Genomic DNA, 21,913 nt, shown 5'->3' on the forward strand with positions numbered 1-21,913 from the left:
GGTCGCCTATGCGGCGCGTTCACTGTCGGGTTATGGCGAATCGCATATAAAAATGTATAGAGATGTATAGCGGTTTTCGCATACACGTCAATACAGTTGCATAAGGCGTCATACAACCAACAACGGAGATCAACTCGATGGATCCCACTCTCAACCCTTTCGCGCCGGGTGCGAGGCTTTGCAATTTGTGTTGATGAAATTCAAGACATAGACGATGAACTTGCTGAAGATCTCATCGAAGCTCAGCATACTGCTGGGCAGCAGGGCTTGCCGTTCTTCTTGCTGGGAGCCGGGCTGCCGGGGACACCTGCGAGGTTAGCTGGCTCACATTCTTATGCCGAGCGCCTGTTCAACTACCGTGAGGTGGGCCCACTGAATACCGCTGGAGTTGACGCTGCACTGAATGAGCCGGCAGCGCGTCAGAATGCTTCCTTTTCGTTTGAGGCAGTGCAGGCAATCGCTGATGCGTCGGCCGGCTACCCCTATTTCGTCCAAGAGTTTGGGCAGGCCGCCTGGAACCTGGCTGATGGGCCGCAGATCACGGAGGAAGAAGCCCAGGCCGCTGTGCAGCGAGGATTTGACGCGCTGGACAGCGCATTTTTCGCTTCTCGATGGAGCAAGGCGACGGACAGGGAGCGGGATTACCTTGGTGCAATGGCGGTTAACGACGGAGCCCCGGCCCGTACACGCGAGGTCGCTGAGCGACTGGCTACCACAGTGCAGAGCCTTTCACCTCAGCGGCAGAGCTTGATCGACAAGGGAATAATCTGGTCACCCGAGCGCGGGAAGATCGCCTTTACCGTGCCTGGGATGGCTGAGTTTATTGATCGACTCAGTAGCTAACCGGCGTTAGGCGGTACCGGTGGCTGTCCGAGCGGGGTGGGTTTGATGAGCAGCCATCCTGCGGGCACCGACGTTTTTTCGGCGTGAAACTGGCACAGATCGTAACTGTGCGGTTCGGCGCGGTATGCCAGCGGGCCGAGGGCGGCCATCTTGTCGCCGTAGTCAAAAGTGAGCGTGAACTGGGCACGACGCGAGCAGCCAACGCGGCAGCAGGGTCGAGTACGCATACCGGCAAGTCTACTTCTCGGCCGGCAGTCGCCGGGGCTGCGCTCAGTGCTGGCAGCTGGGGCACCACACCGATTCGCGGCTTGTGGCGCCGCTGCGGGCGGTTCCCGATTCGTGTGTGTCGGCAACCAGGTCGCTGCCGCAGCGGCGGCACTGGCGCCCCTCGCGGCCAAACACCCAGTTGGGGCGGCGAAGATCGCCGGTGAAGGTGCGCTCAACCCGGTCGCGGTTTGCAAGCATGAGCTGCCGTCCGAGTGCCAACCACTCGTCAATATCGCCGATCTCGGCGACAGTTCGGCTCGGCAGCACGCCTCGCAAAAAACACATTTCGGTGACGTATTCATTGCCAAGGCCCGCCACATTGCGCTGGTCGAGCAGCGCCGCGGTAATGCTGCGGTCGGGTTGCGAGAGGATGCGTCGCCGCGCTTCCGCAAGATCGGGTTCGGCTGCCAAAAGATCGGGGCCGAGCCAGCCCAGTCGCAGCGGTTCATCGGCGGTGGGCCAACATTCGAGTTTCGCGAGGTCGATACCGAGCGCGATTACCGCGTCGGTGCCGATGATGGCGCGGATGCGGTGCGTGGCTGGCCAGGCCACTGTCGGGCCGCCGCGTGCCCCGCCGATGCGTGCCGGACGTCCGCGCAGTCCGCCCGAGCTACCGGGTTGTCCGCTCGAGGTGCCGGCTCTCCCACCCGAGCTGCCGGGCGGTACGAGCCGCCACGATCCGTCCATCCCGAGGTGCGAGTGGACGGTGTGGTCGCCGATGCGCAGCAGGATGTGTTTGCCGCGTGCATCCGCGCCGACAATTTTTTCGCCGGTGAGGTCGAACTGCGCGAAATTTGGTACCCGCAGCTCGAACCGGTCGATGGTGCGGCCGGTGAGCGATCGCGCCAGGTGGTGCGCGGCGCGGTAGGCGGTATCTCCCTCGGGCATTAGGGCTGCACCCGCATTCGGAATCCGCGCGGCGTGGCGCTGAACCCGGCCTGCTGCAGTCGGGTGGCGGTGTCGGTTTCGAGCGCGTAGTTGCCGTTGATGCGTTCAATCACGAGGTCGGGGATGCGTGCGGCGCGCAACGTGGCGGCGAGCGATTCGGCTGCCTGGCTGATGAGCCGGTCGTCATCGGTGAACTGCAGCATGGTTTTCCCGCCGCGCTCAACATAAAACACGAGCTGTCCGTCGACGAGGGTGACGAGCCCGCCGGCTTTGCGGCCAGGCCGGTGTTTGCTCTGTGCGAGTTCGGGCCAGGGGAGGGCAGCGCCGAAGGGGTTGGCGGGGTCGGTTGCGGCCAGCGTCACCACGCGGGGGAGGGCATCGGCGTGGTAGCCGTCGGTTTGTTCGCGAGTGGTGCGGTCGATGGCACGCAGCCGGTCGATAGCGCCGACGGTGGCGAACTGCGCAGCGCCAAGCTGCGTGACGAAGTAGCCGCGGCGGGCGTGGCCGGCCTGCTCAAACTTCGCGAGCAGCTGATAGACGGCGGCGAACCCGCCGGGGACGTCCGCGGCGGTGACGGCACCTTTGGTGACCACACCGTAGCGGTACAGCAGCAGCTCGCCGAGAGTTCCAGCCCGTTCGGCGGCCTCGAGCGGGCTGGGGGCGCTGTCGGTGTTCGGGGTGAGTGACCAGCGTCCGGCTGCATGTGGCGGGGTGGGCGTCACCGGCCCCGGATGCAGACCGCCGCGGTAGAGGCGGCCGCGCGCGGCGCGTCTGGGAGTGCGGTGTGCCGAGGTGGATGCTCTCCCGCCCGGTGCGGCCAAAAGTGCGCGCATCGGGGCGAGCGCATCGGTGGTGGCGCATCCCGCCCAGGCGAGTTCCCACAGCGCATCGGCCACGATCGCTGGCTGCGGTGCGTCTTCGCCGAGGGCGCGCACGAGCTCGGGGAAAAACATGGCTCCGGCGCTGGCGAGCTGGGCGCGCAGCTGTTGTGCGAGGGGTGATAACTCAACGGTTCCGGGCTGCGGCGCCGGCGCGAGCGGCAGCAGTTCGGTGAGCGAGAGCGATACCCAGCCGTCGCTTGCGCCGATGGCGCCGTGCCCCTGCCAGCGCACTTCGCCCGAGGCGAGCAGGCCGTCGAGCATGGCGGGTTGATAGTCGCGGATGCGGGCGGGCAGGATGAGTGATTCCCAAGCGGATGCCGGTAGCGGAACCCCGTGTAGCTGCTCGATCACCGCGATGAGCCCGTCGATGCCCTCGAGCCCGTCGGCTTCGATCGTCCGGGTTGCGGGGTTCTTGCGGTCATGCGCCGCGGCAGGTTGGTTGTAGCGCACATGCTGCCACTCGGCCAAAAATTGCGCGTATGCCCGCTGTGACACCGGTTCTACTTCGCGGCGCAGCTTCGCGAGGGTGCGTGAGCGGATGCGTCGCAGTACCTGTTCATCCACCCATTCGGTGCCTTCACGGTCGGGAGTGAATTCGCCGTGCACCACGCGCTGTGCCACTTCGAGTCGGCGCAGCACATCGGCCACCACCGCCTGGCCGAGCCCGAGCGCTTCGGCAGCAGCGGCGGTGGTGAACGGTGCGTGTGTGCGCGCGTAGCGACCCACGAGATCGACGAGCGGGTCGGCAACCGGTTCGAGAAACACGGCGGGTATCCCCGGGGGCATTGGGGTGCCGAGTCCGTCGCGCAGGCGCGATGCATCTTCTATTGGGGCATACACTTCGCGCCCCGCGATGCGCACTTCGATGGCGCGGCGCGCAGCCACGATCTCGTGCAGTGCCGCTGCCGCGTCGAGATGTGCATCTGCATCGATGCGCGCCGCAATCTCGGCAGCATCGAGCGGACCCACCACTCGCAAAAGATCGACGATGCCCTCAATATCGCGGGCCTGCCAGCCGGCCGCGGTGCGCTGCAGTTCCGCCTCGACCGCGGTGATCGCCTCGGCATCGAGCAGTTCGCGCAGCGATGCGGTGCCGAGCAGGTCGCCCAGCAGGTTCATATCGAGCGCGAGCGCTGCGGCCCGCCGTTCGGCAAGCGGCTGGTCGCCCTCGTACATGAAAGCGCCAACATAACCGAATAGCAGCGTGCGCGCGAACGGTGACGGTTCGCCGGTGGTGACGGTCACCACCCGGATGCTTCGCGAACGTATTCCCTGTAACAGCTCGTGCAGCGCGTCGAGGTCGTACACATCGTGGAGCACTTCGCGCACGGTCTCGAGCACGATCGGAAACTCGGGGTAACGGCGGGCCACTTCAAGCAGTTGCGCGGCTCGCAGTCGTTGCTGCCACAGGGGCGAACGTTTGCCGGGATGCGAGCGCGGCAAAATCAGCGCCCGGGCGGCGTTCTCGCGAAAACGCGCCGCGAACAGTGCCGAGCTCCCCACCTCGCGGGTGACGAGCTGCTCAATTTCATCGGGTGCAAAATCGAAGAGTTCGGCACCCGGCGGCTCGGCTTCGACATCGGGCAGGCGCACGATGATGCCGTCGTCGCTGGCAATTGCCGACGCTTCGAGACCGAACTGTTCGCGCATCCTGGCCGTCACCATCAGCGCCCAGGGGCCGTGCACCCGCCGCCCGTAGGGGCTGTGTAGCACGATGCGCCAATCGCCGATTTCGTCACGGTGCCGTTCGACCACGAGGGTGCGGTCGGAGGGAATATGACCGGCGATCTCACGCATTTCGTGCAGGTAGCCGCGCAGGTTCGCTGCCGCGAACGGGTCGAGGAGGCCGTCGAGGTCGTTGCCGGCCTCGCTGTCGGCATATTCGCGGGCAAATGCGCCCATCGCGGCGCCGAGTTCGGCCGGCCGGCCGAGCGCGTCACCGATCCAAAACGGTAGTCGGCCGGGCTCGCCAAAGGCGGGTGTTACGCGCACCTGGTCGGGGCCGATTTCGCGGATACGCCACGAAGTCGAGCCGAGCGCAATAACGTCGCCCACCCGCGATTCGTACACCATCTCTTCATCCAGTTCGCCCACGCGGCGACCCACCACGCGCCGCGGCGCGGTGCCGTCGTCGGGCAGGTCTTCGGTGCCGGTGAGCATAAACACCCCGAAGGTGCCGCGGTCGGGAATTGTGCCGCCGCTGGTGACTGCGAGCCGCTGGGCGCCGGGACGACCGGTGAACGCATCCAGTTCGCGATCCCACACGATGCGGGGGCGCAGCTGCGCGAACTCGTCGGATGGGTAGCGTCCGGCGAGCAGATCGAGCACGCTGTCGAGTAGTGCCCGCGAAAGCGTGGCAAACGGTGCCGCCCGGCGCACGAGATTAAACCAGTCATCGGCCTGCCACCGGTCGAGTGCCGAGGCGGCAATGGTTTGCTGCGCCAGCACATCGAGCGGGTTGGTGATGGGCGTGAGTGCCTCGATCGACCCGGCCAACATGCGTGATGCCACCACGGCCGAGTGCAGCACATCGGCGCGGTGTTTGGGGAAGATCACTCCGCGCGACACCTCGCCAACCTGGTGACCCGCGCGGCCGAGCCGCTGCAAGCCGCTTGCCACCGACCATGGAGCTTCTACCTGGATCACCAGATCAACATCACCCATGTCGATACCGAGTTCGAGGCTCGAGGTGGCCACCACACAGCGCAGCCGACCCGATTTCAATGCGTCTTCGACTTCGGCGCGAGTTTCTTTGGATACCGAACCGTGGTGGGCACGGGCAAGTTCGGGGGCGGCGCCGGCGAACTCTCCCGAGCCACCAATCAGCGTGGCATTTTTAAGGCGCGGGTTTGGATGCTGGCGTGATTCGCGTTGCTCGGCCGGCGAAGGCGGTGAGGGGGCCGGTGGCGGAGGCGCTGGCAGATCTTCTGGGGGAGTTGCGAGCGATTGGCGCTCATCGTAGAGCTCATTCAGTCGCGCGGTGAGTCGCTCCGCCAGCCCGCGCGAGTTGACGAACACGATGGTCGCGCGATGCGCGAGCACCCGGTCGAGAATTTCCGCCTCGATATGGGGCCATACCGAACCGGCGCGCTGTTCGTGCGCGATCGATTGGGATGCATCCCCAAAAATTGGTGCGTCGCCATCATCCCCGGTGCGGTCACCATTCTCGGCGTCGCCCGCGGTGCGCCTCGCCTCACCCGGCCCACCGGCGGCGATATCGCTGAGATCTTCGACCGGCACCACGATGCGCAGATCAAAACTTTTTTCGCTGGGTGGCGCGACAATATCAACCGATGCCTGGCCGCCGAGAAATTGCGCCACGGCATCCAGTGGTCGCACGGTGGCAGATAGTCCGATGCGTTGCGCGGGACGTTCGAGTAGCGCATCGAGCCGTTCGATCGAAAGCGCCAGATGCGCGCCGCGTTTAGTGGCCGCCACCGCGTGCACCTCGTCGATGATGACCGTGTCGACGTGTCGCAGCGTGCGCCGAGCCTGCGAGGTGAGCAGCAAAAACAGTGATTCGGGCGTGGTGATCAAAATATCCGGCGGCTTCGCCTGTTGGCGGCGTCGCTCGGCAGGGGGAGTGTCGCCCGAGCGCACCCCCACGGTGAGTTGCGGCACCTCGTAGCCGAGCCGCTGCGCGGTTTGGGCGATACCCACCAGGGGTGCGTTCAGATTGCGTTCGACATCGACACCGAGCGCTTTTAGCGGCGATATATAGAGGATGCGCGTGCCGCGTGCCGGGCCCTCGGCAGCCGGGTCTGTGGCAGAGTCGGGTGCCGGACCGGTCTTGGGATCTTGCTCGACAGCGGCGGGCGAAACCGCATCTGATCCAGCCGCGCGGCTGCGCTCACGCATGACCCGATCGATCGCCCACAAAAACGCCGCGAGTGTTTTTCCCGACCCGGTTGGTGCGACCACGAGCGTGTGTTTGCGTTTCGCGATCGCCGCCCAAGCCTCGCGCTGCACCCGCGTGGGTTCGGCAAATGCCGCCCGAAACCAGGTGGCGGTTGGCGCACTGAACAGCTCGAGCCCGCCGCTCGCCGCCGAAAAAGTGTCATGCGCCATGTCACCATCCAACACCTAGCCACCGACATTTGTGGCCGATGCGGTGCTATCGCGCTGTTACCAGTGCTGCAAACAGCTGATCGCGGCGCGCAATATGGAGCCGCGCCCACCCTCGAGCTCTTCAAGCAGATCGGGGTCGGTGGCCTCATCCGGGGTCACCCAGGTGACCTCCAGCGCATCCTGGCACGGTTCGCATTCGCCGGTCACCGGCACGATATAGACGAGCGCGATGGCGTGCTGGCGGTCATCGTGCAGTTCGGTCATCGGCATCGGCGAAAACTCGGCAACTGTGAACGGCACCAGCGTGAGCGGAACCTGCGGGAACGCCATCGTGCCGAGATCTTTTTCGAGGTGTCGAATCAGGGCCTCGCGCAGCGTTTCGCCGTAGTGCACCCGTCCCGAAACGAACGAGCGGGCAATCATGCCATCGCCGGTGGCGCGCAGCAGCAGGCCGAGATGCTCCACCCGCCCCGAGCCGTCGACACGCACGGGAATCGCCTCGACATACACGATTGGCACCCGTTTGCGGATGAAATCAAGCTCGTCGGCGTCCATCCAGCCGCCTTGGCCTTCGGGGTCGGGAGTGCGAACGTCCATACCGCTGATTGTGCCGCATCTTTACGTCCGGTGCGAGACAATGTTGCCATGCTCACCGCGAACGACCACCTGACCGATGCGCCACTGGTGGTGCTGCTGCACGGCTACGGCGCTGATGAACGCGACCTGGCGGGACTGGTGCCGTACCTGCCCGGGCACTATCGTTACGCATCGCTGCGGGCGCCCGAGCCGGTGCCAGGGATGCCCGGCCACCAGTGGTTTTCGCTGCGATGGCTGCCGGGCCCGGCCGGCCCCACCCTCGATACGAGCGCCGAGGCCGAAGCCGCGCTCAACCGTGAGGTCACCGAGGCAGCCAGCGATCTGCTCGAGCGCATCGCGGCACTCGGCGCCGAGCAAGTGGCCTTCATCGGGTTCTCGCAGGGCGCGGTTGCGGGGATGCAGGCCTGGCGGCTCGATCCCGACCGTTTCGTATGCGGCGTGGTGCTGTCGGGCTTTGTCGCCTCGGGCGAGGTGGCGGGGGATGCGGTGCTCGCCGAACGACGCCCACCGGTTTTTTGGGGCCGCGGTGATGCCGACCCGGTGATCCCGCAGGCGGCGATTGAATTCGCCGGGCCGTGGCTGGATGCACACACCACCCTCGAGCGGCTGGTGATTCCAGGCGCGGGACACGAAGTCACCTTCCCCGAACTCAACGCGGTGGCGCACTTTTTGGAGGCGCAGCTGCGCTGATTTCGGCGCCAGCCTACCTGTGTTCGACAGCTTTGTAACGGTTGAGTGCCCCTGCGCAAGCCGATCAAATCAATCACAACCTGCAATTGCGTTGGCCGTTCGGCGCGGTAATCAATGCCGAGATCGATCTCAATGACTTGTGTTTGATTCGATGTTTGCAGCTGTGCGAAGCCGTCGAGGTCGCGGAGAATCTGAACGTCGTATCCGGCTGCGGTCAGGGCCTCTCACACAGCGGTCACTGCTGCAGAAAATGAGTTGCGGTGGCTGATTACGGCGAAAAGATCGACGTCTCCGGTCGGGCGATCAGTGAGCTGATGTTCCCGAATCGCGCCTGAGCCAGCCAGCGCGACCCCGTATTGGTGGGTTGCTGCTAATGCGATGCGTGCAACGTCTCGTTGGAAATCGTCACGTGCGGAGGTGCCCATCTGTGTTCTTTCAACTCGGGAAACCGTGACTCCCAGGCGTCAATGATGAACCGGTCGAGACTCAACCTCGGCCACAGCCGAATGAGCCGATCGGCGTTGAGGTATTTGCAGATCTCCGCGGTGGTGCCTTCAGTAAGCACTGCTTGGTAGACGAGAGTTGCCGCTCCGAGATCACCGAGGTCGTATTCGTTATTGCCTGGGGCCCAGACAATGTGGTGTGGCAGCGATACCGTGCCGGCTGCTGGGCCACGGAGGCTTGTCAGTGATGCGGGGACGTTGAATGGCTTGAAATGGCGAATCGTCAGGTGCTGCGTCACTGGTGCTCCTATCGCTTCGTGCAACTGAGGATACGGTGTTGGTTTTGCGCTGGCAATGTTTTGCAACTGGGTTTTGAGTCTGCCGCTCTTACGAAACCGGCTGGTCACCACGAGTTTCCGAGTGGTTGACGCCACCACTCAGCGCGAGTCGACCAGCGCGCCGGGAAGCTCGGCCACCACGGCGGCGAGTTCGGCGCGCACCGCGGCGATTGCCGCATCCCCCTCGCTTGCTTTTCGCGCGGCAGTGAACAGGTGCCGCCGCGGCGAACCCGCAAGCTCGACCAGTCGCACCGTGGGGGTACGCAGATGCACGAGACTCGGCAGCAGCGCCACCGCGTTTCCGGTCTCAACCAGCCGCACATGCGCCTGCAGATCGGCGGTGACAAAACGAATATCCGGTTCAAAACCGGCGACGCGGCAGGCCTGCTCAGACCAGTGGCGCGTCGCGGCACCCACCGGTTCCATCACCCACGGCAGCGCTGCCGCATCCGCTATCGAAGTGATGTTGTCGTAGGCGCCACCACCCACTCCGAGCGGTGGCAGCGCCAACTGGATGCGGTCGTGGGTGAGCGGTACGCGGTCGAGGCCGGGGAAGTGTCGGCGGGCATGGCCTGGATACTGTTCGGCCACCACGAGATCAAACTGCCTGGTCCAGATTTCGCTGAGTGCCGCCTCGGGCTCGTACTGTTTGAGCTCAACCCGCAGCTTGGGTGCCGAGGTGCGCAGCCGCTGCACCACATCCGGAAAGAGCGCCAGCAGTGCGGTTTGAAAGGTGGCCACCCGAATCGTGCCGGTGACCTCATTGGATACGCGGTGCAGCACCGACTCGGCGCGTTCGAGGCCATTCAACAGCTGCTCGATTTCGGGAACGAGCGCCTGCGCGGCGGCAGTGAGTTCGAGCCGGCGCCCCGATTTGCGCAGCAGCGGCACCCCGGCCTCGCGTTCGAGCAGCGCCAGCTGCTGCGAAACTCCCGAGGGCGTGAAATTGAGCGCGGCGGCAACGGCGGCGATCGTGCCGCGATTGTGCAGCTCCCACAGCAGGCGCAGGCGCTTCATATCGAGCATCTCGGTCTCCCTTCTGACCCCGGCTGTGCAGCGCCGCAATACTTCAGTAAAACTGAATCTTATTAGAAATAAACCATAACTTTACGTGACGGGTATTCGGTCGCACACTGGTCACAGCTCAACGAATCGGCGGCGCCAACGAAGGCACCCGACGGTTCAATCGTTTGTCGAGCACTGTTGATCGATACCGCATCCCGAGCCGAGCTCGCTGCGGGTGTCTGTTGAACCGGGCTCGCTGTCGAAAGGCATGATCGTCATGACACAAACAACCCCGAATGCTACGGTGCGCCCCCAAGACCTCGCCGACGAGACCATCGCGCTGGTGCAGCGCTGGCTCGCCGAAGCCGCAAACGAACCGGTCGACCCCGCCGCCGAACGCCTTGCCGGGGTGCTGCGCGACGAGAATGGCCTCGACTTCACGGTCGGATTCGTCGACGGCGTGGTGCGTCCCGAAGACCACGCTGCCGCCGCCCGCAAACTCGCGCAGCTCACACCACTCACCCCGAAGTTTTTGCCCGCGTCGATGCGCGGCGCAATCAAACTCGGCGGCACGGTCGGCCCGGTGGCACCCGGCGTGGTCGTGCCCATCGCGCGCAAAGTGCTGCGTCGGATGGTGCGCCACCTCATCATCGACGCCACCGACAGCAAACTCGGCCCGGCAATTGCCCGCATCAAAAAAGACGGGCTGCGGCTCAACGTCAACCTGCTCGGTGAATACATCCTCGGTCAGGGCGAAGCCGAACGTCGCCTCGAAGGCACCCGCAAATTGCTGGCCCGCCCAGACGTCGACTATGTGTCGATCAAGGTGTCATCAACCGTGGCACCCCACAACCATTGGGCCTTCGACGAAGCCATTGACCATATCGAACAGCAGCTCGTACCGCTGTATGAACTGGCCGCGAAATCATCGCCGCGCAAATTCATCAACCTCGACATGGAGGAATACAAAGACCTCGACCTCACCATCGAGGTGTTCACCCGCATCCTTGAACGGCCCGAGTTCCACAACCTCGAAGCGGGCATCGTGCTGCAGGCCTACCTGCCCGATGCGCTCGCGGCGATGATCCGGCTGCAGAACTGGGCTGCGAAACGTGTCGCCGCCGGTGGCGCCCCCATCAAGGTGCGCCTGGTGAAGGGCGCAAACCTGCCGATGGAACGGGTAGATGCGGCCATCCACGGCTGGCCGGTGGCAACCTGGCACAGCAAACAGGCCAGCGACACCGGCTACAAGGCCGTGCTCGACTACGCGCTGCACCCCGAACGCGTGAACAATGTGCGAGTGGGGGTGGCCGGTCACAACCTCTTCGACGTGGCGCTCGCGTGGCTGCTAGCAAAGGCGCGCGGTGCCGAATCGGGTATCGAGTTCGAGATGCTACTCGGCATGGCGCAGGGACAGGCCGAGGTGGTGCGCCGCGAGGTGGGGGCACTGCTGCTGTACACCCCGGTGGTGCATCCGGATGAGTTCGATGTTGCGATCGCCTACCTCATCCGCCGGCTCGAAGAAGGAGCCAGCCAAGAAAACTTCATGTCGGCCGTGTTTGAGCTGCACGACAACGACGCGCTCTTTGCCCGCGAACGCGACCGTTTCCTCGCATCCCTCGCCGACCTCGAAACGATCACCGGCGACGGTAACGAAGCGAACTTCAACGTGCCGCGCCCCAACCGCATCCAAGACCGCCGCGATTTCGATACCGACGGTATCGAGGCGCGCGTGGATGAATGGACCAGCGGCGGCTATGCCGGGTTCCGCAACACCCCCGACACCGACCCCGACCTGCCAGGCAACCGCGAATGGGGTCGCGCCATCGCCGAGCGCATGGTCGAATCCAAGCTGGGATGCGAACTGGTCGCGAACTCGCGCATCGAAAATGAGACCGAGCTCGACAGCGTTATCGGCCGCGGCGTGACAGCCGCCGACCGCTGGCGCGAGCTCGGCGTTACCGAACGCACCCGCATCCTGCACCGCGCCGGTGAGCTACTTGAAGCGCGCCGCGCCGAACTGCTCGAGGTGATGGGGTCAGAATGCGGCAAAACGATCGACCAGGGCGACCCCGAGGTCAGCGAAGCGATCGACTTTGCGCACTACTACGCTGCGCTCGGCCAAGAGCTCGAAAAGGTTGACGGCGCGAGTTTCACGCCCGCGAAACTCATCGCGGTGATTCCGCCGTGGAACTTCCCAACCGCGATTCCCGCCGGCGGTGCGCTCGCCGCGCTCGCATCCGGTGCTGCCGTCATCTTCAAACCCGCATCCGCAGCCGCCCGCACCGGAGCCGTGCTGGTCGAAGTGCTGTGGGAGGCCGGAGTGCCGAAAGACGTGCTGCAATACGTCCAGTTCGCCGACCGCGGCCTCAGCTCGAAACTCGTCGAAGATCAGCGCGTTGAACGCGTGATTTTGACCGGCGCCTATGAAACCGCCGTCGCCATGCGCGAAACCCGACCCGACCTGCCAATTCTTGCTGAAACGAGCGGGAAGAACGCGATTATTGTGACCCCGAATGCCGACCTCGATTTGGCAGTGCGTGATGTTGTGCAGTCGGCGTTCTGGCACGCCGGACAAAAGTGTTCGGCGTCGTCGCTAGTCATCCTGGTGGGTTCGGTGGCGAAATCAGAACGGTTCCGCCGACAGCTACTGGATGCGGTGGGCTCGCTGCGCGTGGGCACCCCCGATGATCTCGAATCCCAAATGGGGCCGGTGATTACGCCACCAACCGGCAAATTGCTGCGCGGTTTGACCACCCTCGGCGAGGGGGAGCGATGGCTGATCGAACCCGCACCGGTGGCCGACGCCGGGCCGCTCTCGCGCAATGAGGACGGCGAAACGAAACTGTGGCGACCGGGTGTGCGTGAGGGCGTGCGTCGCGGTTCGGAATACCACCTCACCGAATATTTCGGTCCCATCCTCGGCATCATGACCGCCGACACGCTCGAAGAAGCGATCGAAATTGTCAACGACATCGACTACGGCCTCACTTCTGGGCTGCATTCGCTCGATGCCGATGAGCTCGCCACCTGGCTCGAGGGCGTGGAAGCCGGCAACCTGTACGTCAACCGCGGTATCACCGGCGCGATCGTGCGGCGGCAGTCGTTCGGTGGCTGGAAAAAATCGGCCATCGGCCCCGGCACTAAGGCGGGCGGGCCGAACTATCTGCACGCTTTCGGCAGCTGGTCGGATGCACCCGTGCGTGACACTGCCGAGGTTACCGAACCCGTGGCGCAGCTGCTGCGTGCCGCCGCCGACGCCGACCTGGATGCGGATGAGCTGCGCTGGTTGCAGGACGCGGCCGGATCGGATGCGCGCGCCTGGGCCGAAGAATTCGGGATCGCCCGGGATGCATCGGGGCTCGGTATCGAACGCAACCTGCTGCGCTACCGGCCGGTGCCGGTGGTGGTGCGTGCCGGTGCGGATGCGGCACTCGCACAGACGCTGCGCGTGATCGCGGGTGCGCTCGCGGCAAAATCGCAGCTCACGATTTCGCTCGCCAACCCACTTCCTGCCGAGATTGCTGAACAGCTGCGGGCCTCGAAGCACACCGTGGTCGTCGAAGACGAAACACTGTGGGCGAATCGCGTGCGCGCACTGGCGGTCGTCGAGGGGCCGCAGGCCGGCGCGCGCATCCGACTGATTGCTGGCGCATCCCGTAAACAGCAGCTGCAGGCAGTTATTGAAGCAAGTGCCGGCAAACCGGATATCGCTGTTTATGACGGTGAAGTGGTTGCGGCCGGACGTGTTGAATTGCTACCGTTCCTGCGCGAACAGGCTGTCTCAATTACCGCCCACCGATTCGGAACTCCGAATGCGCTTTCAGAGGGGCTGGTTTAATAGGTAGCTGTTGCTTGTGCGGTCAGCGTTGCTGGCCGCCCCGGTCCCGCCGTGAATTTGGCCCGGCGCGGGACCGGAACTGATCCACTATTCGGGCCCGCACACCGTCCAGCATCCGCCAACAGCAGAGAAGGAAAACAAAGGTGTCCAATCAAGCGTTTTATTTCATCGCGCTCGGCATTTATTTTGCCGGGATGCTCGCCATCGGCGTTATCGCATTCTTGCGCACTAAAGACCACGAAGATTATGTGCTCGGCGGCAGAAAACTCCCGCCATTTGTTGCGGCGCTGAGCGCGGGCGCATCCGATATGTCGGGCTGGCTCATTATGGGTCTGCCGGGCGCCATTTATGCGACGGGTTTGCTTGAGGGATGGATCGCGATCGGGCTGTTTATTGGCGCCTATCTCAACTGGCTCATTGTCGCGCCGCGGCTGCGTGCCTACAGTGAGGTGTCAAAAAACTCGATCACGGTGCCGAGCTTCTTTGAGAACCGCACGCGTGACCGTTCGCGGCTGCTGCGCATCGTTTCGAGTGTGATCATTCTCGTGTTTTTCACGCTCTATGTATCGAGCGGCATGGTCGCCGGCGGTAAGTTCTTTGTTTCGTCGTTCGGTGGCGAATATCTGCTGGGTATGTCGCTGATTGCCCTGGTGACGCTCGCCTACACGCTGTTCGGCGGCTTCCTGGGTGTTTCGCTGACGGATGCGGTGCAGGGCATCATGATGTTCGTCGCGCTGATTGCGATTCCGGTCGTGGCGCTGTTCACCATCGGTAGCTTCGACGAGACCGCCACCCGGATCAACGAGATCAACCCGGCGGCGCTCTCGCTGGTGGGTGACGGCTCGCTCAGCACCTTCGCCGTGAGCATGTTCATCATCTCGGGTCTGGCATGGGGGCTCGGCTACTTCGGTCAGCCGCACATTATCGTGCGATTCATGGCGCTGCGCAGCGCCCAGGAGGCGAAGACCGCTCGCCGTATTGGCGCTGGCTGGCAGCTGCTGTCGCTGGCAGGTGCCGTGATGGCCGGTCTGATCGGTGTCGCCTACTTCTCGAAATTCGGTGGTGCTCCCGACGACCCCGAAACCGTTGTGCTGCTGATGTCGCAGGTGCTTTTCCACCCGCTGGTTGCCGGTCTCGTGCTTGCGGCGGTGGTTGCGGCGATTATGAGTACGCTGTCGAGCCAGCTGCTGGTGACCTCGTCGGCACTGGTTGAAGACATCTACCGCGTGGTGCGCAAAGACCCGCCCTCGCAGGTGTCGCTGATGTGGCTTGGCCGCGGTGCGGTGCTCCTTGTCGCAGTCATTGCCGGGCTGCTGGCTGTGAACCCGAACGACACCGTGCTTGGCCTGGTGGGCTTCGCGTGGGCTGGTTTTGGTGCTGCATTCGGCCCGATTGTGCTGCTGAGCCTCTACTGGCGCAAGCTGAGCAACTGGGGCGCGCTGGCGGGCATGATCACCGGTGCGGTGACCGTGTTTGTGTACAAGGAAATCGACAAGATGTTCGAGATCGGTCTGTACGAGCTGGTGCCGGCGTTCTTGCTGGCGCTGCTGGCGGCGGTTGTGGTGAGCCTGCTCACCCCGAGCATCGACCCCGAAATTGAGGACGAGTTCGACCAGACCGGTGCTATTGTGCTCGGTGAAACCACCGCCGGCGCGGCGGCTGCAGACACTGATGGCAAGTCTGCCGGTGGTGCGGCAACGGCCTAGCTGTCGGTAAGTGTAAGAGGGCGGCGTCAATTGCGACGCTGCCCTCTTTTTGCGTGGTGGCGCGGGTACTGCGCCGGCTGGTGAGTCGGGGGTTAGCGCTGGGGTTGCTCGGGCGGCAGAGTGCCGCCGGTTGCGAGCTTCATGAGGTCGGATTCAAAATCGACTGCGAACTCGTTGCCGCCATCGCTGCCGAACTGGTGCTGGTAGCTGTGCCAGGTGTCTTCGCGCACGCTGCGGGCAAAACCGCTGCGCATGAGCAGCCACAGTTCGTAGGCGGCTCGTTCAATGCGGTCGGCGAGTTCGGGCGAGCTCCAGTCTTCGGTGGTCGCAAAAACACCCGTGGGGGCAACCAGCGCGCGCAGATAGGCGAAGGATGCCCGCATCCCGTTATCGACCACCAGTGAGTGGCGTGGCGTGCCGGCCGTGGCTGCCAGTAGCACCGGCTTACCGATGAGGAGGTCTTGGTCGAGCACTTGGAATAGCGCGGTGAACGAGGCTGATGGTGCCGCCTTGTAAACGGGTGAGACCGCCACTAAGCCGTCGGCTTCGCGCAGCACTTCAACCGCGTGCTCGAGTTTGGGGCCGAGAAATTGGCTGGTCATCGCGTCGGCAAGTTCGGAGTTGAGTTCGCGTGTTTCGATCACGTCGACGCGCAGCGTTATGCCGGTGGCCTGAGCAAGTTTGTTGGTTGCCGCAACCAGGCGGTCGGCCAGCATCCGGGTGGTGGAGGGGTCGCTCGTGCCAGCGCTCACCACTGCGAGTCTCAGTTCGTTCGACATTAAATAACCTCTTTCATTCCTGACCACGTTAGTGCCCTCCCCTGGACTCGTCAGTTTTGCTCCTCGACGAGGTCGATGTAGGGCGAGCCGCCGGTGACGTTATCGCCGCGGTTTGCGGCCGGGCGAGGCTGGCGAGGTTCACCGTCACCGTATTTGGCGCGCACGAGGTCGGCGTGAGTTGGTGGGTCTGCGGGCACTTCGGGGTCGCGGCGGGATGCAAATTCGCGGCGCAGCACCGGAAGCACTTCGGCGCCGAACAGTTCGAGCTGGTCGAGCACGGTGCCCAGTGGGATACCGGCGTGGTCGACGAGGAACAGTTGCCGTTGATAGTCGCCGATGTAGTCGTGGTAGCCGAGGATTTTGTCGATGACCTCTTGTACGCTGCCCACCGCGAGCGGGGTTGATTCCGAGAACTGTTCGAGTGAGGGGCCGCCGCCGTATACCGGGGCCGCATCGAAATAGGGGCGGAACGCATCCTTTGCGCTCTGGCTGGTGCGGTCGACGAAGAACTGCCCACCGAGGCCGACGATCGCGGTTTTGGCGGGGCCGTGACCGTGGTGTTCGTAGCGCTCGCGGTAGAAGTTGACCATGCGTTTGGTGTGTGAGGGTGGCCAGAAGATGTGGTTGGCGAAGAATCCGTTGCCGTAGTAGGCGGCCTGTTCGGCAATTTCGGGGGTGCGGATTGAGCCGTGCCACACGAATGGGGGTACGTCGTCGAGCGGCCTCGGGGTGGAGGTGAAGCCGTGCAGTGCGGTGCGGAATCGGCCCTCCCAGTCGACGACGTCTTCGCGCCAGAGTCGGTGGAGGAGGTTGTAGTTTTCGAGCGCGAGGTGCAGGCCGGTGCGGATTTCGTGGCCGAACCAGGGGTAGACGGGGGCGGTGTTGCCGCGGCCGAGCATGAGGTCGGTGCGGCCGTTTGCGAGGTGTTGCAGCATCGCGTATTCCTCGGCGATGCGCACGGGGTCGTTGGTGGTGATGAGCGTGGTTGAGGTGGTGAGAATGATGCGCTCGGTTTGCGAGGCGATGGCTGCGAGCAGGGTGGTGGGGCTGGATGAGAAGAACGGCGGGTTGTGGTGTTCTCCCACTGCGACGACGTCGAGGCCGACCTGTTCGGCTTTTTTAGCGATGGTGACGAAGTCGCGGATGCGTTCTGCTTCGCTGGGGGTTCGGCCGGTGGTGGGGTCGCGGGTGACGTCGCTTACCGACATGATTCCGAACTGCATTGGGTGGCTCCTCGGCTGGTGGCTCAACTACTGCACTCAATTCTATGCGTCTGCATGGAAGTGCTGTTGGGGTTAACGCCTGCGGTTGCCAGTTATTCCAGGCTGCCGGATGGAGTTTGCGGTTCGGGATGCGGTTAGGGGTTTGGAGTAAGGACGGTGCTGAATCGGTAGATGGCGATGGGCGCGGTGGTTGCGGTTTGTTGGATGGTGCCGCTGACGTTGATGCTGGTGCCGTTGACGTGAACGACGGCGCGGTAATGGATGGTGGCGTGGATGGTGTAGGTGCCGCCGGTGGTGTAGGCGTGGCTGGTTTCGGTGGCGGTGTGGGGCTGTTGGTTGAGGCTCGACCAGGATGCGCCGAGTGTTTCGGTGGTCGTGTTGGTGCCGTCGCCATAGTTCCAGTGCACCCGGGTGGGGATGAATTCGACGGTGACCGGGGTGTTGAAAAGCGTGGTCTGTACCCGGGGTGCGCCAGTTTCGATCCAGAAGTTTGTGGGCGAGTTGAGCAGCGCCCAGCCGTCTGGCTCCATGTGGATGCTGGCCGAGTTTGGTTGGGCGCGCGTGAGATCGGTGACGGTGACGGTTGTGGGGAATGACGGGGTGTCGGATGCGGTGCCGGTTGCGAGACCGACGCTCAGGTTGCTGCCGAGGGGATTGCCGGAGGACGCGTCGGCTGAGTCGGTGTCGTCGGTCGGGGCGGAGGGACCGCCGTAGTCTGGGTCGCCGTAGCCGGAGTCGCCGCTGTCGAAAGATCCGCCGTAGTCGGGTTCGGGGGAGTCGGTGGGGACTTCCTCTTGCCAGTTCCCCGAGATGTTGACGGAATCTAAATCTGCACCTGTACAGACGAACTTGCCGCCCACCATCTGACCAGGACAGTCCTGGGCAATGGGAAAAGAGTTGGGCGGGAGAGCTGGTAGCAGTGTTAGAGCAGCTAGGGCTAAGAATCGCACGGGTTAACCTCGCCGAGTTGCTCTTGGCGCTCCACTTTGAGCGCATCGATCGGGCCCTTCACGATAACGACGATCGGCCAACGGTCACCCTCAGAGCGATCTCGAATGTGTTCGTGCTCGGCATTTGAAATGGTGACCTCGCCGTCGATCTGGCAAGCAATGAACTGCAACCGCACCGAGTCGGGGCTGATTGCTGAGTTTGTCAGCTCAATGTTCTCGAGCTTGTACTCACCTTCAACCTTCCAGGGCCCTTCTTCGGCTGCTGTCTTGGCGAACCACTCGACGGCATCGTCCATTGAGGGTTGCACGTAGTCGTGCAGGGCGCTTGCATCAAGCTCGTGAGCGAGCACCTGCAGCGCCGCCTCCTGGTAGTTCTGATACGCCTCGACCGCCAGGTCGAGGTACTGGTCCTCGTATTCTGGCGGCACGGTGCCCTCGGGAAACGAGGGCAGGGGCGGCTCTACAGCCGCGGTTTCGGTCGCCGTCATCAGCGTGGGGCGAGCGGTTTCACTCGCGCCAGAAGCCGCGCATCCCGCCAACATCACGACCATGAGGGCCGTCACCACCAGCCCGCTGAACTGCCTGCGCATCCCGTCTCCTCGCAATTAGAGCCGTCAATCAGGCGCTCAGCCTAAACAAAACCGGTAATCCCCGCTCGAGTTATCCACAGCACTCAGCAGCTCAGCGAATCAACCGCGGCCGATCATCCCGGCTGCCCGACGGCATCACATCCGGATACCCCGACTCGCGCAGCGCCCGCAACATGAACCCGCTCGGATTTGGCGACGGCCGCCGCACCGCATCCGTCAAAATGTCAAAATCGCGCGCCGAAATTTCCACCCAACCCGGCCGCAACCGCTCACCCCAAAACCGATCATCGCGCGTCAACTCGAGCATGTCGCGCAGCGGGCGAATCGAACTCACCCTCGCATCCGGCAACCAATCAACATCATGACGCCAAGGCGACCGCGCCGCGTTACCCCACTGGCGCGGCGCCTCGCTCACAACCCGACCCGACGCCACCGCCGCCCGCAGCGGCTCACCATCGGGGTTCGTGACCCTGGGGCTATACAGAATCACACCGTCCGAGACGCGCATCTGATCGAGCGGCGACCGCGCACCCCACGGCACCTGCACGCATCCCGCCGCCACCAGCTCACGGGCACGATCAAGTGGCTGCACCACGAGCCAATAGCGAATGGCCAATGACTATCGACGCCCCTGCGGCACGCGCCGATACACCTCACCAGCCACCGCCAAGTCTTGCCACGACATGCCAACCGACTTGTACACGATCGGCTTATCGCGGTGAACCAGCCGCGGATCACGCACAAAATCATGCAGCTCAATCAGTTCGTCATCGCTGATCGCACCCTCGGCCGCAGCCATTGCAACATCGCCCGCCTCGCGCATCGCCGTGGCGCGGTCTTCGACAATCACATACGAGCGGCCCAACAGCTCAGCCTCGAGCTCGCGGCGATCATTGTTGTGCGACCCGATCGCCATCACCAGCGTGCCCGGCTTCACGAGCGACGAATCAAAAAGCGGCTCACCGGCCCCGGTGACGGTGATAATCACATCGGCCTGCGGGATTGTCGACTCGGGCGAACGCGCCGCACCAATACGTGCATCCCAACCATGCTCGGCCGCATTCGCCGCAAACATCTCGGCCTTCACCTGGTTGCGGCCGGTAATAACCACCTCACTTAGCGACGGCCGCACCTCTTGCAGCGCGAGCAGATGCGCGCGAGCCTGAGCCCCATAACCGAACAGCATCACCGTGCGCGCATCCTGCGGCAGCAGCGCATCGGCAACCACCATCGACATCGCCGCCGTGCGCAGCTCGGTGAGCTCGCTGCCGTCAATAATCGCGCGCGGTGTGGTGGTGTCAGAATCCATCAGCAGGTACACGCCCTGCACGCGGTCGATGCTGCGGCGGTAGTTCAGCGGGTTCACCGAAATAAGCTTCGTTCCCACCCAGTCGCGCGATTGCGACGGCATGAACAGCAACTGCTTCCGGTCGGCCAGCTCGAGAATCTGGCGCGGAAAATCGGTAGCCGGATCAACATCCTCAAGCAGTGCATTACGCAGCGCAGTCATCGCGTGGCGGTACGTAACGTGTTTGCGGATATCGCTGTCGGTGATGTGCGGGATGTGAATGGTCATGCGTGCCCCTCGCAGACAGATTCGGTGAGCCGCGGCTCAGCGGCTGGTTACTCCATTGGTGTGCGTCACACTGCGCTTACTCTCACAATACCGCCGGTCATGTGGTAAATCGCGGCGGATGCAAGTGTCGAGCTGGTTGCGGTCGGATGCGTTTCGTGAACGCTAGCATCCGCCCCCGACAATCTCAGCAATATCCGCGACAAAGTCATCCACTGCCGCGTCGGTGGTGTCCCACGCCGTCATCAGCCGCACCGTTCCGGGTGCGTCCTCGGCCGGCCAATCATAGAATCGCCAGCCGCGCTCGCGCACCGCATCCGCAACCCCGGCAGGGAGCGTCGCGAACACCGCATTCGCTTCGGTTGTGGCATACAGGCTCACCCCGGGTACCTCGCGCAGCGCCGCGGCAAGCCGCGCCGCCTGGGCGTTGGCGTTCCCCGCCAGTTCGCGCCACAGTTCACCGCCATACAGGGCCAGCAGCTGCGCCGACAAAAACCGCTGCTTCGACGCCAATTGCAAATCAATCTTCCGCAGTCGGTCAATACCGCGCACCGCGTCGGGATTACGCACCACAATCATTTCCGCCCCGAGCGCCCCGAGCTTCGTAGCACCGAGCGAAATCACATCCACGCCCGCGGTGATCGTGGCCAGATCGGTGCCGAGTGCCACCGCCGCGTTTGCCAGTCGCGAACCATCACAGTGCACGAACAGCCCGTGCCGGTGCGCAGTGCTCGTGATCTCGGCCACCTGCTCGAGCGAGTGCACGGTGCCAAACTCGGTCGAGTTGGAAAACGACACCGCGAGCGGCTCGGCCGAGTGCGGCACCATCACATCCGCCAGCGCCGGTGCAATCTGTGCGGGGTCAAACCGGCCATCGCCCGAACGCTGCGGCAGCAGCTTGATGCCCGCAACCCGCTCGGGCGCCGCGTTCTCATCGGTATTTACGTGCGCGGATGCGGTGATCAGCGCCGCACCCCAGCGCGGCAGCATCGCCTGCAGCGACACCACATTGGCGCCAGTGCCATTAAACACCGGATAAATCTCGGTTTCGGGTCCGAATATTTCCCGCATCCGCGCCTCAAGTTCGGCAGTGATCGGGTCGTCGCCATAGCCGGGAACATGGCCAGAATTGGCGCGCACGATCGCATCAATTACCGCTGGATGCGCGCCAGCATAGTTATCGGAACCAAAATGGATGGACTTCGTTGGCATGGCATCAACGATAGGGCTG

The 21,913-nt window shown here is 63.9% G+C and carries 17 protein-coding genes; 4 read left to right on the forward strand and 13 right to left on the reverse strand.

From position 1 onward, the window contains the following. The first annotated feature begins 96 nt into the window (after positions 1–96). Positions 97–843 carry an ATP-binding protein gene (locus tag PV375_RS01415; RefSeq protein ID WP_332105838.1) on the forward strand — a complete coding sequence of 249 codons (747 nt, stop codon included), beginning with the start codon at positions 97–99 and terminating at the stop codon, positions 841–843. On the opposite strand, the gene PV375_RS01420 is transcribed toward PV375_RS01415, so the two are convergent. The 4 genes from PV375_RS01420 to PV375_RS01435 are packed head-to-tail and all read right to left on the reverse strand — an operon-like array spanning position 840 to position 7,544. Further along, complete coding sequence (locus PV375_RS01420; protein WP_332105839.1) at positions 840–1,070, reverse strand: DUF3499 family protein; 231 nt, start codon at positions 1,068–1,070, stop codon at positions 840–842. The two genes, PV375_RS01415 and PV375_RS01420, sit on opposite strands and share 4 nt — an antisense overlap. 43 nt (positions 1,071–1,113) lie before the next feature. Beyond that, on the reverse strand, positions 1,114–1,998 hold the full coding sequence (locus tag PV375_RS01425) for a DNA-formamidopyrimidine glycosylase family protein (RefSeq protein WP_332105840.1): 885 nt from the start codon (positions 1,996–1,998) through the stop codon (positions 1,114–1,116). Then, on the reverse strand, positions 1,998–6,947 hold the full coding sequence (locus tag PV375_RS01430) for an ATP-dependent helicase (RefSeq protein WP_332105841.1): 4,950 nt from the start codon (positions 6,945–6,947) through the stop codon (positions 1,998–2,000). The genes PV375_RS01425 and PV375_RS01430 overlap by 1 nt, the downstream gene beginning before the upstream one ends. Before the next feature lie 57 nt (positions 6,948–7,004). Continuing rightward, positions 7,005–7,544, reverse strand: coding sequence for a DUF4916 domain-containing protein (locus PV375_RS01435; protein ID WP_332105842.1), 540 nt, complete (start codon positions 7,542–7,544; stop codon positions 7,005–7,007). 48 nt (positions 7,545–7,592) lie between these two features. On the opposite strand from PV375_RS01435, the gene PV375_RS01440 reads away from it, so the two are divergent. Further along, positions 7,593–8,234 (forward strand): alpha/beta hydrolase, encoded by a 642-nt coding sequence (locus tag PV375_RS01440; protein WP_332105843.1) that lies wholly within the window; start codon positions 7,593–7,595, stop codon positions 8,232–8,234. A 370-nt stretch (positions 8,235–8,604) separates the two neighbouring features. Here the strand turns inward: PV375_RS01440 and PV375_RS01445 are convergent, their stop codons facing one another. Beyond that, positions 8,605–8,976, reverse strand: a complete 372-nt coding sequence (locus PV375_RS01445) for a transcriptional regulator (protein ID WP_332105844.1) — start codon at positions 8,974–8,976, stop codon at positions 8,605–8,607. 138 nt (positions 8,977–9,114) lie between these two features. Continuing rightward, entirely contained in the window at positions 9,115–10,041 is a 927-nt protein-coding gene (locus PV375_RS01450) for a LysR family transcriptional regulator (protein WP_201613085.1), read from the reverse strand. Between the two features lie 256 nt (positions 10,042–10,297). Here PV375_RS01450 and PV375_RS01455 point away from each other — a divergent pair, with 256 nt between their 5' ends. Together PV375_RS01455 and putP are read left to right on the forward strand one after the other, a co-directional pair. After that, positions 10,298–13,861 carry a bifunctional proline dehydrogenase/L-glutamate gamma-semialdehyde dehydrogenase gene (locus tag PV375_RS01455; protein ID WP_332105845.1) on the forward strand — a complete coding sequence of 1,188 codons (3,564 nt, stop codon included), beginning with the start codon at positions 10,298–10,300 and terminating at the stop codon, positions 13,859–13,861. 143 nt (positions 13,862–14,004) lie between these two features. After that, positions 14,005–15,567 carry a sodium/proline symporter PutP gene (putP, locus tag PV375_RS01460; RefSeq protein WP_332105846.1) on the forward strand — a complete coding sequence of 521 codons (1,563 nt, stop codon included), beginning with the start codon at positions 14,005–14,007 and terminating at the stop codon, positions 15,565–15,567. A 92-nt stretch (positions 15,568–15,659) separates the two neighbouring features. Here putP and PV375_RS01465 read toward each other — a convergent pair whose 3' ends face one another. The 7 genes from PV375_RS01465 to PV375_RS01495 form a co-directional block, all read right to left on the reverse strand. Further along, positions 15,660–16,346, reverse strand: coding sequence for a CE1759 family FMN reductase (locus PV375_RS01465; protein WP_332105847.1), 687 nt, complete (start codon positions 16,344–16,346; stop codon positions 15,660–15,662). A 50-nt stretch (positions 16,347–16,396) separates the two neighbouring features. Further along, positions 16,397–17,569, reverse strand: a complete 1,173-nt coding sequence (locus PV375_RS01470) for a CE1758 family FMN-dependent luciferase-like monooxygenase (protein WP_332105848.1) — start codon at positions 17,567–17,569, stop codon at positions 16,397–16,399. A 134-nt stretch (positions 17,570–17,703) separates the two neighbouring features. Beyond that, positions 17,704–18,432, reverse strand: a complete 729-nt coding sequence (locus PV375_RS01475) for a hypothetical protein (protein WP_332105849.1) — start codon at positions 18,430–18,432, stop codon at positions 17,704–17,706. Between the two features lie 74 nt (positions 18,433–18,506). Next, a complete protein-coding gene (locus tag PV375_RS01480) occupies positions 18,507–19,109 on the reverse strand; it encodes a hypothetical protein (RefSeq protein ID WP_332105850.1) in 603 nt (200 codons plus the stop codon). Between the two features lie 91 nt (positions 19,110–19,200). Next, on the reverse strand, positions 19,201–19,725 hold the full coding sequence (locus PV375_RS01485) for an EVE domain-containing protein (RefSeq protein ID WP_332105851.1): 525 nt from the start codon (positions 19,723–19,725) through the stop codon (positions 19,201–19,203). Between the two features lie 3 nt (positions 19,726–19,728). After that, positions 19,729–20,685, reverse strand: coding sequence for an ornithine cyclodeaminase family protein (locus PV375_RS01490; RefSeq protein WP_332105852.1), 957 nt, complete (start codon positions 20,683–20,685; stop codon positions 19,729–19,731). Between the two features lie 162 nt (positions 20,686–20,847). After that, entirely contained in the window at positions 20,848–21,894 is a 1,047-nt protein-coding gene (locus PV375_RS01495; protein ID WP_332105853.1) for a threonine aldolase family protein, read from the reverse strand. Positions 21,895–21,913: the final 19 nt, after the last annotated feature.

The sequence above is a fragment of the Gulosibacter sp. GYB002 genome (genome assembly GCF_036577665.1).
Lineage (GTDB): Bacteria > Actinomycetota > Actinomycetes > Actinomycetales > Microbacteriaceae > Gulosibacter > Gulosibacter hominis.